Annotated in this window: 8 protein-coding genes; 3 read left to right on the forward strand and 5 right to left on the reverse strand. The window is 63.6% G+C overall.

All coding sequences use genetic code 11. From position 1 onward, the window contains the following. Positions 1 to 52: 52 nt before the first annotated feature. Positions 53 to 910, reverse strand: coding sequence for a helix-turn-helix transcriptional regulator (locus YU3_RS0115735; protein ID WP_027167157.1), 858 nt, complete (start codon positions 908 to 910; stop codon positions 53 to 55). Between the two features lie 228 nt (positions 911 to 1,138). On the opposite strand from YU3_RS0115735, the gene YU3_RS0115740 reads away from it, so the two are divergent. Both YU3_RS0115740 and YU3_RS0115745 read left to right on the forward strand, forming a co-directional pair. Next, on the forward strand, positions 1,139 to 2,149 hold the full coding sequence (locus tag YU3_RS0115740; protein ID WP_027167158.1) for a fatty acid desaturase: 1,011 nt from the start codon (positions 1,139 to 1,141) through the stop codon (positions 2,147 to 2,149). Positions 2,150 to 2,224: 75 nt separating this feature from the next. Continuing rightward, positions 2,225 to 3,052: a PhnD/SsuA/transferrin family substrate-binding protein gene (locus YU3_RS0115745; RefSeq protein ID WP_027167159.1), complete on the forward strand. Its 828-nt coding sequence runs from the start codon at positions 2,225 to 2,227 to the stop codon at positions 3,050 to 3,052. Here YU3_RS0115745 and YU3_RS0115750 read toward each other — a convergent pair. From YU3_RS0115750 to YU3_RS0115765, 4 genes are all read right to left on the reverse strand, one after another. Further along, complete coding sequence (locus tag YU3_RS0115750) at positions 3,017 to 4,357, reverse strand: Xaa-Pro peptidase family protein (RefSeq protein ID WP_027167160.1); 1,341 nt, start codon at positions 4,355 to 4,357, stop codon at positions 3,017 to 3,019. The two genes, YU3_RS0115745 and YU3_RS0115750, sit on opposite strands and share 36 nt — an antisense overlap. Before the next feature lie 14 nt (positions 4,358 to 4,371). Next, complete coding sequence (locus tag YU3_RS36610; RefSeq protein WP_198021671.1) at positions 4,372 to 5,880, reverse strand: glycosyltransferase family 39 protein; 1,509 nt, start codon at positions 5,878 to 5,880, stop codon at positions 4,372 to 4,374. 83 nt (positions 5,881 to 5,963) lie between these two features. Continuing rightward, the gene (locus YU3_RS0115760) at positions 5,964 to 8,534 is read right to left on the reverse strand and encodes an FAD-dependent oxidoreductase (RefSeq protein ID WP_027167161.1); all 2,571 of its coding nucleotides are present in this window, start codon (positions 8,532 to 8,534) and stop codon (positions 5,964 to 5,966) included. 113 nt (positions 8,535 to 8,647) lie between these two features. Continuing rightward, a complete protein-coding gene (locus tag YU3_RS0115765; RefSeq protein ID WP_027167162.1) occupies positions 8,648 to 10,225 on the reverse strand; it encodes a trimethylamine methyltransferase family protein in 1,578 nt (525 codons plus the stop codon). Between the two features lie 297 nt (positions 10,226 to 10,522). Here YU3_RS0115765 and YU3_RS0115770 point away from each other — a divergent pair, with 297 nt between their 5' ends. Continuing rightward, positions 10,523 to 11,683, forward strand: coding sequence for an MFS transporter (locus YU3_RS0115770; RefSeq protein ID WP_027167163.1), 1,161 nt, complete (start codon positions 10,523 to 10,525; stop codon positions 11,681 to 11,683). Positions 11,684 to 11,738 lie beyond the last annotated feature (55 nt).

Consider the following 11,738-nt stretch of genomic DNA (forward strand, 5'->3'; position numbering starts at 1 on the left):
GAGCGGCGGCCAGGATTGTCGCCGACCGTCAAGATGATGTCGATGCGCGCGATCAGACAGAGCCTGACGGGAAGGACATTGCGGCCAGTTTCTGCGCGAAACTCGCCGCCTCGTGCGCGTTGATGTCGGCGGCCCGGATCAGATTGTCGAAATGGCTGGTCAGGGTGCGGATCGGCTGGGTCGCGTTCAACACCAGATACATGTCTCCGACATAGATCGCGGCGCGGTAGGGGCCGAAGATCGTATATGGGATCGAATAGCGCATGCGTCCGTCATAGAGAAACAGGCGGAAGGTCGGGTAAAGATCGTCGAGGAGCGCTGCCATGTGCAGCAGTTGCTCACGGCGGTCGGCTTCGGGGAAACGATCCCAGACGCCGAGACCGCGCGCAAAGATCTCCAGGGTGTGGCGCGGCATGCAGACCTCCATGTCGGTCTCCGGCCGGCGGTTGTAATCGATACGGTACTGCGTTTCGCCGGCCTGTGCTTCGCGGCTCTTGTTGGTGATGCCGGCCTCATATTCGACCAGCGCCTCGGTGCGCAGAAGGTCGGGAATACCGGCGGGCACATAGCGGATCTTCGTGCCGGCCGCCTCCGCATGCCATTTGGCGAGCAGCGTGCGGTCAAAACCGTCGGGCGCCTCCTCGATCTCCAGGCTCTCTCTTATCTCGCCGGTGACGCCCTCGTCCTGGGACAGGCCGAGCAGCCAGTCGAGCGACACCTTGAACTCGGCCGCGATGTTGAGAAGCGTCTCGGCACGGGGCAGGCGGGTCGAGGCGCCCGACAGGAGCTGCGACAGCGCCGAACGGTCAATGCCGACGGCCGTCGAGAAGGCGGACTGGTTCAAGTCGGACCGTGTCAAGAGCAATTTCAGCCGCTCTCGGAAGAGGGTCGACAGATCGCGCTTGTCCATGACGCTGCTCCTGCTTCGGGGAGGAAAAATTTGCGCCGGAGCTGGTCTGAACGTGGCTCAAGCGGAAATGAATCCCCATGTTTGTTTACAATGTATAACATATGCGGCGATAAATGCGCATTCGCAACAGTTTGTGCGCTTTGTCGCGTTGCGACAACGCCAGGCTCCTGACACAATGTTGTCAGGAATCAAAGTGGTTCCGGCGACTGGAAGGCAGTGGTCGATAGCATGACGAGCATGAACAAGAGACGTAGCAGCGCACCGTCGGTCGAATGGCCGACCGTCTTCCTCACCCTCTTCTGCTACGCTGCCTGGCTCGCCACCGGCTTCCTTCTCTGGCCATCCTATCCGCTTCTCGCCCTCATCCTTCTGGCCTTGATCGCGGCACTGCAATCCTCGTTGATGCACGAGGTGCTGCATGGTCATCCGACCCGCAACGCCAGGATCAATGAAGCCTTCGTCTTCCTGCCGATCGGCATGGTCTGGCCGTTCCGCCGTTTCAAGACGATCCATCTTCGCCATCATGCCGACGAGCGGCTGACCGACCCGCTCGACGATCCGGAAAGCTATTACCAGGCGCTCTGGATGCATGAGGAACTGCCGCCGGCAATGAAGTTCCTGCTCAAAGTCAACAATACCATGATCGGCCGCCTCATTCTCGGCCCGTGGCTGTCCTCGATCGGCTTCTTCATCGACGATGCCAAGCAGATCGCCGCCGGCGACAAGGCGATCCGCAAGGCGTGGCTGCTGCACGTCGTCGGCCTCGCCGTGGTGGTGCCGGTGGTGACCTTCGGCTTCGGCATTCCGCTGTGGCTCTATATCCTGGTGCCGGTATGGCTCGGCCAGTCGCTGATCTCGATCCGCACCTATGCCGAGCATCAATGGTCGGAACACCCGGAAGGGCGCACGGTGATCGTCGAGCGCTCGCCGCTCTCCTTCCTGTTCCTGAACAACAACCTGCATTTCGTCCATCACAAGAGCCCGACGATTGCCTGGTACAGATTGCCGAAGCTGTTTCGCGAGCGTCGCGAGGAATGGCTGCGCATGAACAACGGCTATGCCTATCCGAACTATTTTGCGATGCTGAAAGCCCACGCCTTCAAGGCGAAGGAGCCGATCGTCCATCCGGTGCTGCGACGCGCGCCGGAACCTGGCCGCGCCTTCAAGCCGCGTGTCCGCGCGCGCAATGTCAGCGGGTTGGGAACCGCTCCGGTGCCGGCTGAGCCGCCGAAGGAGTAAGTTTGACTTTCCGCGACTGCTTTTTCGTCGCGGCACGCGGGCGCCGATGGCCGCCTGTTTTGAGAGCTATTCGTCATGAGTAAGTTCGTTGCGGCGTTGCCGATGTATGACTGGCCCGAGATGCGCGGCGAGGTCGACGCGCAATGGGCGCGGCTCCGCGACGCCTTCCGGCAAAAGGGCATCGATGCGCCGGAGGCAATGGCGCGCAGCAATCGCGACTTGCCGCCGGTGCCTGGCGGCATCCGCGACGGCGCCGGCGAGGTTATCGCGCCCGATCCGGCCACGTTGCCCCCGGACGAACTCGACTTTCACGAGCTTTGGCTGCATCCGGCACTGCTCTTCGGGCAGACCTGCTGGGGACCGATGGAGATCTGGCTGTCCAGGCATGTTCAGGTGATCGGCCAGCCGAGCTATGACGCGTTCGAAGGCGGGCGGGGCGAACTCTATTCCAGCGCGATCGTCATGCGGGCGGATGGCGGGCCGCATGTCGCATCGCCGGAGGACGGCAGCCCCTCGATCCCGCTCGATCTGATCCGCGGCAAGTGTTTCGCGTTCAACAATCCGGATTCCATGTCAGGTTTGCTCGGGCTGAAACACGATCTGGAAGCAATGGGCAAAAGCCTCGATACCTTCGCGGCGCACTTCGAAACCGGCGGGCATCGCGCCTCGATCGTCGCGATTACCGAGGGCAGGGCCGATGTCGCGGCGATCGATTGCGAAAGCTGGGCGCTGGCGCAGCGTTTCGAGCCGGCGTCGAAAGGCGCGAAGGTGGTCGGCTGGACGGCACGGCGCAAGGGCCTGCCCTATATCACCGCCAGGACGACGCCGGGAAAAATCATTGCCGCGATGCGCGAAGCCATTGTCGGCCTAGCTGACCAGCCGCTCGTCCAGCGGGTAGGTTGAGAGCTTTTCGTTGCCGGTCTCGGTGATCAGGATCTGCTCTTCGATCTTGACGCCTTCGTGCCCGCCAAGCCGGCCGATATAGCTTTCGACACAAAGCACCATGCCGGGTTCGAGCACGCCGTCCGGCGTGTCGGCGGCCCAGTCGCCGGGATGCGGCAGCGTCGGATATTCGTCCGCCAGGCCGACGCCGTGATAGAGCACGCCGTAACGCGCCGGATAGCAATCGCCCGGCGGCACCGCCGAGTGATCGACGAGGTCGCGGAAGGAGACACCCGGCCGCATCAGACCCGTGTTGTGCGCGATCTGGTCGGCCGCAATGCGGAAGAGGTCGCGCTGCTCGTTCGACGGCTTTCCGTCGCCGCAAAGCCAGGTGCGCGAAAGGTCGGCGCAGAAACCATAAGGGCCGACCAGATCCGTGTCGAAGGCGACGAGATCGCCATCTTCGATGATGCGCGAGGAGCATTCCTGGAACCAGGGATTGGTGCGCGGGCCGGACGACAACAACCGCGTCTCGATCCATTCGCCGCCGCGCGCGATGTTGCCGCGATGCAGTTCCGCCCATAGCTCATTCTCGGAGATGCCAGGCTTCAGCACCGCTTCCATCTCGCTCATCGCGGCTTCACAGGCGACGATCGAACGGCGCATGGCGAGGATCTCGTCCGGCGATTTGATGAGGCGCGCATTCTCCATCACCGCCTCGCCATTGCCGACGGAAATGCCGCGGCGGGCGAGTTCTTCCACGCCCTCCGGATTGATGTGGTCGACCGCGATGCGGCGGTTGCCGCCAAGCTCGGCCATGAGCTCGGCGATGCCGGCTCCCCAGCGGCGGACCCTCTCATCGGTCAGTTCGCCGCTGTAGAGATACATCCATGACACCGCCGGCAGCACTTCGTCGACGATGCCCGAATGGTCGGACAGGTGCTCGCAGGAAAAATAATCGAACAGCACCACCGGTCCCTCGGTGGCGACGAAACAATGACGCGTCGGATTATGCGCGACCCAGAGCTGCATATTGGTCGAGTCCGTCGCGTAGCGGATGTTGACCGGGTCGTAGAGCAGGGCGCCGGCATAGTCGCGGCGCTTCAGTTCGGCGCGAATGCGGTCGAGCCGATACTTGCGCATGGCGGGCAGATTGGGCGCTGCGACGCCTGCCTGTGCCCATTCCGCTTCGGCTACCGCGCCATAACCCAGCACATGCTGGTTGAGCGAGGCTGCCTTCTCGCGGGAGGCCTCGCGCAGCGCTTCGACCGAGCCGGGTACGAAAGGCATGATCTTGCGGTGACGGCCGAAGCGTTGCTTGTCCATTTGCCCCCCGAATCTTACTGCGCGGTCTTCTTGTGCAGCCTGGTAAGCGTGACTTGGCGCGGCGGAAGGCCGAGCGCCTGCGGCACCTCGACAGTGCGGTGGACGGTGTCCATTGCGTAGCCGGCCTTTGCTATTTCCAGGAAAACGTCCGAAGACGTTTCCCTGTCGTCGGTCAGGACGAGCACCGCCGGTTCGCGGATCGACTGAGCGAAGTCGGGTATTTCATCGTCGAGCACGATAAGGTCGGCATCGACCAGGCGCAGATTGCCGACCCAGAACCAGCTCGAGACCACGGTGCTGACCGGTCCGTCGGCGGTGATCTGGTCGTAGAGCGACCGGTAGTCCATGCGCACGATGCTGCCGCGGCTGTCGCCGCCTTTCAAGTGCATATACCAGCTTAACGGCAGCACCATTATGGCAAGGACGGCAGCGACGAAGACGATGGTGGCTTGCGTTTTTCGGCCCCTCTGGCCGATGGCGTCGAAACGCATGGCAAGGGCTGCGGGCAGGAGGATAAACACGGGGAGCATCCAGCGGTCGCGAAACTGCGTGATGCCGGCTGCCAGCACGACTGCCACCATAACCACCACGCCCAAGGCGATCGCTCGCCACAACAGCTTTTCCGGCCACCGTACCGGCTCAGGTGGTTGCGTGCGCTTTCCTGCGAGGAAATACGCGACGGCAAGTATCGCGACCGGCAATCCGGCGAAGTTGACGATCGCGTTGGCCAATCTCCGGATGCCGAGGAATGCCGTGCTCACAACGCTCCCGCCTTCGGCGACGCCGAGGCCGCCCTGGTGCGCGAGCAGATCGTCTCGGTGCGTAAGACTCCAATAAAGCGTCGGCAGGCAGGCAAGGATCGCTACGGCCACGCTGATGAGGAAGCGGCGGTCGAAGATCGCCTCGCGCGTTTCGCGAACCGAGAGGGCCGCCAGGAACAAGGCGGCAAGGAAGATAACGATGTTGTATTTCGACAGCATCGCGGCCGCGGTCGCCAGGCCAAACAGCGCATAGGCGATAGCCGATCGGCGTTTCTCAACCTCGACCAGCGCCAAAAGCAGCACCGAGGTGAAACAGAATACGGCGACCGAGTGGGTGAGGGCGTGCTGCATTTCCCAGAAGATCTGGGGAAACAGGAGCAACCCGAACATGCCGGCGGCAGCGGCGCGGTTCGAATAGCCGAGGCGGCGAATGGCGGTGAAATACGCGGTCAGCCCTGCGGCCAGCAGTCCGTATTTGACGATCTTGAGGGCAAGTACGCTGGTTCCGACCAGCGAGGCCGCGAGCATGGCGAGCCAGGTGTATAAAGGTGGCTGCGAACTGCCGTAGCCGGCGGCCAGGAAGCGCATTTCCATCAGCTGCTCGGAATCGTCGACGCCAACGCCCGTGCCCGCAAAATGGGACAGCAGCACCATCACCACGATCTGGGCCAGGCAATAGACGAGGACACACGCGACCGCCGCGCTGAATGGACCAACCCGTTCACCGCAGAGCCAATCGGTCCATTTCTCTAGTTGCCGCAAGGGGATCGTCTTCTCATGTTGATGCGCCGGTAGCGGGCTCGACCATGCCATAGCGACCGGCGCAATCCAACAATTGCCGCGCGTCAGGTCCGCATCTTCTCGCCGCTTGGATCGAAGGGCGGCTCGACATTGATGCGGGCAGGGCGGCGGTGGCCGAGGATCTCGATCTCGAACAAGCCGGCGCTTTCATCCTCGGCAAGGGCCGCAGGGACATAGCCCTGCGCCATCGACTTCTGGACGTAATGCGCGTAGCCGCCCGAGGTCACCCAGCCGACGACGCGCCATTCGCCATCGACGATGCCGCGCACGGCGGAGGCGCCTTCGGCGGCCTTGGAGCCACGCACTTCCTTGCCCGCCGTGTCGAAGCGAGGCGCGCCGTAACCGTGCGGCTTCTCGACCGTGCCATAGTCCTTGCTGACCTTGGCCCAGATCGGCTCGTCGCCCATCACGTCGGCATCGGCGGCGTCGACGATGAAGGAGACGCGGCGCAGTTTTGGCCCTTCCGCCTGCTCTTTGGCTGCGGCTTCGCGGCCAATAAAATCGTTCTTCTCGAGTTTGATGAACCGGTCCATGGAGCCTTCGAACGGCCCATAGATCGGGCGCAGTTCGCGGAACCAGGTCGGGAAGTTCTTCTCCAGGCGCATCGACAAGAGCGCGCGCATGCCGAAATCGACGATGCCGAATTCGGCGCCGGCTTCCTTGATCGCCTTGTAGACCAGGCGTTCATAGGCCGGCGCCATCCAGATTTCGTAGCCGAGGTCGCCGGTATAGGTGATGCGGTTGACCATGCAAGGCGCGCCACCGACCGCCATCTCGCGGAAATCCATAAAGCGGAAAGCCTTGGTCGAGACGTCGACATCGACGAGCTTCTGCAGCAGGTCGCGCGACTTGGGGCCGGCGATGGACAGGCCGACCAGCGTCTGGTCGAAGCGATGGATGCGCACCGATCCATCCTTCGGCAAATGCTTCTCGAACCAGCGCATATGGTATTTCTGCGCCGCCGAAGAGCCCCAGATCATGAAGCGGTCTTCGCCCGACTTGGCGATGGTGAAGTCGCCGATCAGCTTGCCGAACTCGTTGACCATGGGGGTCAGCACGATGCGGCCGACCTTCGGCATGCGGTTGGTCATCAGCCGGTTGAGGAAGTCCTCCGCGCCGGCACCCGAGACCTCGTATTTGGCGAAGTTGGCGATCTCGGTGACGCCGACCTTCTCGCGTGTGGCGCGCACTTCCTCGCCGATCGGGCCGAAGTCGTTGGAGCGGTGGAAGGAGACGATGTCCTTCGGCTCGCTACCCTTCGGCGCGAACCAGAGCGGCGTCTCCAGACCCCACGAGTCGCCCATGACGGCGTTGTTGGCGAGCATGGTGTCGTAGAGCGGCGTGGTCTGTGCCGGACGGGCTGCCGGCAATTCCTCGTTGGGGAAGCGGATCGAGAAGCGGCGCGAATAGTTCTCGCGCACCTTGGCGTTGGTGTAGCGCAGGCTCGCCCATTCGCCGAAGCGGGCGACGTCCATGCCCCAGACGTCGAAGCCAGGATCGCCATGCACCATCCAGTTGGACAGCGCGAGGCCGACGCCGCCGCCCTGGCTGAAGCCGGCCATGACGGCGCAGGCGCACCAGAAATTGGTCAGGCCCTGCACCGGGCCGACCAGCGGGTTGCCGTCGAGCGCGAAGGTGAAGGGGCCATTGATGATCTGCTTGATGCCGGCCTTCTCGATGCCGGGGAAATGCTTGAAGCCGATCTCCAGCGACGGCGCGATGCGGTCGATGTCGGGCTGCAGCAATTCATGGCCGAAATCCCAGGGCGTGTTGACCGGTGACCACGGCTTGCAAGCCTTTTCGTAAGTGCCGAGCAGGATGCCGTTGCGCTCCTGGCGGGTGTAGATCTCGCCCTTGAAATCGAGCACGCCGATCATCTCGCGGCCGGTCGACTTGTTGAATTCCTCGACCTCCGGCATCGGCTCGGTCAGCAGGTACATGTGCTCCATCGCCAGCACCGGGAGCTCGACGCCGACCATGCGGCCGATCTCGCGCGCCCACAGGCCGCCGCAGTTGACGACATGCTCGGCGTGGACCGTGCCCTGTTCGGTGACGACGTTCCAGGTGCCGTCCGGCTGCTGCGTCAGGTCGACGACGCGGTTGCGCAGCACGATCTCGGCGCCGAGTTTCTTGGCCGCCTTGGAGTAGGCAATGGTCGTGCCCGAAGGGTCGAGATGGCCTTCGACCGGATCCCACATGGCGCCGACGAAATTCTTCTCGTCCATCAACGGGAACATCGCCTTGGCTTCCGAAGGCGTGATCAGCTCGGTATCCATGCCGAGATAACGGCCCTTGGCGTGGGCCAGCCGCAGGAAGTCCATGCGCTCCGGTGTATCGGCCATCATCACGCCGCCGGTCAGATGCAGCGAGCAGGACTGGCCGGAAATCTCCTCGATCTCCTTGTAGAGCTGGACTGTATAGGCCTGCAGCTTGGCGACGTTCGGGTCGCCGTTCAGCGTGTGGAAGCCGCCCGCCGCATGCCAGGACGAACCGGAGGTCAGCTCCGAACGCTCGATCAGCATGATGTCGGTCCAGCCGGCCTTGGCGAGGTGATAAAGCACCGAGCAGCCGACAACGCCGCCGCCGATGACAACCGCTTTTACGTGAGATTTCATGTAGATAGGTCCGTTTTATAGAGACTTAATCGAGTGAACGGGATGTGAAAGCAAAGTGTCGAGCGCAGCTCGACGGAGTGGGGTCGACTGTGCATCCAGCCCAACACAAACGATCAGAAATCCGTCGGCGCGCCGCCTTCGGCGCGGCGCTTCTCGACGAAGTCGTTCAGCTCTTCGCGGATGGCCGGATCCATATAAGGCTCGTCGTAGGAGGCAAGACGTTCCTTCCAGACCTTGTTGGTGCGCTCCATCGCCGTCGGCGAGCCCGCCTCGGCCCAGGTCTCGAAGTTGCGCCAGTCGGAGACGATCGGCGAGTAGAAGGCGGTCTTGTAGCGCTCCTGCGTGTGCTGGGTGCCGAAGAAATGGCCGCCCGGGCCGACCGACTGGATTGCGTCGAAGCCGAGCGCGTCATCCGAGAGATCGAGCGGGGTGAGGAATTCGGCCACCATCTGCAGCAGGTCGATGTCGAGAATGGTCTTTTCGTAAGAGCAGCGCAGGCCGCCTTCCAGCCAGCCGGCGCCGTGCATCATCAGATTGCCGCCGCCCTGGATGGCGCCCCACAGCGAAAAGACGCTCTCATAGGCGGCCTGCGCGTCGACCGTGTTGGCGGCGCAGGTGTTGGAGGTGCGGTAGGGAATTTGATAGCGGCGGGCGAGCTGGCCGCCGACGAGCTGCGCCTTCATGTATTCGGGCGTGCCGAAGGCCGGCGCACCCGACTTCATGTCGACATTGGAGGTGAAGCCGCCATAGCCGACCGGCGCGCCCTTCCTCACCATCTGCGCGAAGGCGATGCCGGAGAGCGCCTCGGCATTCTGCTGCACAAGCGCGCCGGCGACGGTGACGGGCGCCATGGCGCCCGAGAGCGTGAACGGCGTGACGATGACGACCTGACCCTTGCTCGACATCTGGATGATCCCTTCCATCATCGGCACGTCGAGCTTGAGCGGCGAATTGGTGTTGATGATGGTGAAGACCGACGGTTGCTCGAGCAGCTGCTCGTGGCTGATGCCGCGCACGATGCGGGCGATCTCGATGCCGTCGACGTTGCGTTCCTTGCCGAGCGAATAGATGTGGAAGACCTTGTCGGTCAGCATGGCGAGGTCGCGGATGCATTCGAGGTGCCGGACCGAAGGATGGATGTCGATCGGCTCCACCGGATAGCCGCCGGTGCAATGCAGGATGTTGTGCATCTGCGCCAGGCGCAGGAAGTTGCGGTAGTCGGCCTGGTTGCCAGGCCTGCGGCCACGGTCGAGGTCGGAGCAGTTTGGCGCCGAGGCCATCATCGACAGGATAACGTTGTTGCCGCCGAAACGCAGATTATGCGCCGGGTTGCGGGCATGCAGCGTGAATTCCGACGGGCAGTGGGAGACAAGCTCGAGGATCATGTCGCTGTCGAAGCGCACGCGCTCGCTGCCTTCGCGCACATCGGCGCCATGCGCTTTCATGATGCGGCGGGCTTCGTCGTGCAGGACGTCGACGCCGATTTCCTTCAGCACGCGCAGCGAGGCGAGGTGGATCGATTCCAATTCGTCGTCGGAGACCAGCCTGGTCGGCGTCAGCGGGTTCTTCAACTGCCGGAAGGCGGGCTGCTCGAAGGCAGCCGAGCCGCCGGCGCGCTTGCCGGCGCGGCCACCACGGCGGGCGCGATCGGTAGCCACTGTCGGTTCGGCTGGATGGAGGGCGGCAGTCATGGGAAGCCTCGTGAGGATGCGAATTGGCGGCATAATGGACTGGCGGCCAGGTTGCCGGTGAGGAGGCGGCGACCACTAGGGCGAGGGAAGCGACATGCCGGAAGGGCAGACGGTTGGCTCGCCAAGTTGCCGCTCCTACCCGGGGCGATTGCTGGACTGCACACGCTGCTGGTGGCCGTTCTTCGCAGCGCAGACGCTCCTGACAGCAAGTGGCTGGAATATGCGCTTTCGCCGCCGGTTGGCTCTTACGGCTGTCGTTGGTAGCGGCTAAGCCTCCAGGCGAATGGAGCAGGAATGATGGCTCTGGCGAAATCACAGACCGGCGAGACGGTGCAGTGGGCCGCGATCACCGGCGTGATCGCGACCGTGTCGGTGTTCGCCATCGCGCAAGGACTTTCCTATCCGCTGCTCAGCTTCATCCTGCAGCGGCAAGGCGTTTCGCCTGCGGTGATCGGGCTGTCGGCGGCGATGACGCCGGTTGGGTTCATCCTGTCTTCACCGCTGATCCCGGGATTGGCGCGCCGGTTCGGGGCAGGGCGGACCGCGCTCATTTGCGCCGCGCTCTCGGCGCTGGTGCTGGCGCTGATCGGCTGGATGCAGGATGTCTATCTGTGGTTCCCGCTGCGCTTCCTGATCGGCGTGGTGACCAACCCGCTTTATGTCTTGAGCGAAATCTGGGTGATCGCGCTGGCGCCCCCGGCGCGGCGCGGGCGCGTCATGGGCGTCTATTCCACCATCATCTCGGCCGGCTTCGCGGCCGGGCCGCTCTGCCTGCTCGCCGTCGGCACCGAAGGCTGGCCGCCTTTCCTGGTCGGCATCTTCGCCTTCCTGTTCTGTGGCGCCTGCCTCGCGGTCGTGGTGCGGCGATTGCCGAAGGTCGAAGAGGCCGAAAACAAGGTTTCGGTGCTGGGCTTCATGCCGCTGGCCTGGCTGCTTCTGTCGGCGGTTGTCGTCGCGGCCGGTTTCGAGCAGGCGATACTGGCGCTGCTGCCGGTCTATGGCACGCATCACGGCATTGCCGAAGCACGCATGTCGGCGCTGCTTTCGGTGATGATCGCGGGCAACATCGCCATGCAGGTGCCGCTCGGCCTGCTTGCCGAAAAGCTGACGGCGCGCCTGGTGCGCTTTGGCTGCGTGGCGGTGACCGTCCTTGGATGCGTGCTGTTGCCGGCGCTGATCGATACGCCGCTGATCTGGGCCTGCGTCTTCATCTGGGGCGCCGTTTCCTACGGCATCTACACGATGTCGATCATCGAGCTCGGCGAGCGTTTTACGGGCTCGGCGCTGGTCGCAGGCAATGCCGCCTTCTCGCTAATGTGGGGTCTCGGCGGCATCATCGTGCCGCCGCTCACCGGCAGCGTGATGGATGTGATCGGTGCCGCGGGGCTGCCGGTCACACTCGGCGCAATCTGCGCGGCGCTGGCAGCGGCGACCATCATTCGCAGGCGGGTTTTGTAATCGATCCGGCCACGGCTCTTGAATATCAACGCGGCGAACGCGATGTAGGCGGGGC

The organism is Mesorhizobium sp. WSM3224, assembly GCF_000427725.1.
Taxonomy (GTDB): domain Bacteria; phylum Pseudomonadota; class Alphaproteobacteria; order Rhizobiales; family Rhizobiaceae; genus Mesorhizobium.

Coding starts and splice junctions, on each gene's coding strand:
- YU3_RS0115740 (WP_027167158.1), top strand. CDS start 1,139: ATGACGAGCATGAACAAGAGACGTAGCAGCGCACCGTCGGTCGAATGG.
- YU3_RS0115735 (WP_027167157.1), bottom strand. CDS start 910: ATGGACAAGCGCGATCTGTCGACCCTCTTCCGAGAGCGGCTGAAATTG.
- YU3_RS0115765 (WP_027167162.1), bottom strand. CDS start 10,225: ATGACTGCCGCCCTCCATCCAGCCGAACCGACAGTGGCTACCGATCGC.
- YU3_RS0115745 (WP_027167159.1), top strand. CDS start 2,225: ATGAGTAAGTTCGTTGCGGCGTTGCCGATGTATGACTGGCCCGAGATG.
- YU3_RS0115770 (WP_027167163.1), top strand. CDS start 10,523: ATGGCTCTGGCGAAATCACAGACCGGCGAGACGGTGCAGTGGGCCGCG.
- YU3_RS0115750 (WP_027167160.1), bottom strand. CDS start 4,357: ATGGACAAGCAACGCTTCGGCCGTCACCGCAAGATCATGCCTTTCGTA.
- YU3_RS0115760 (WP_027167161.1), bottom strand. CDS start 8,534: ATGAAATCTCACGTAAAAGCGGTTGTCATCGGCGGCGGCGTTGTCGGC.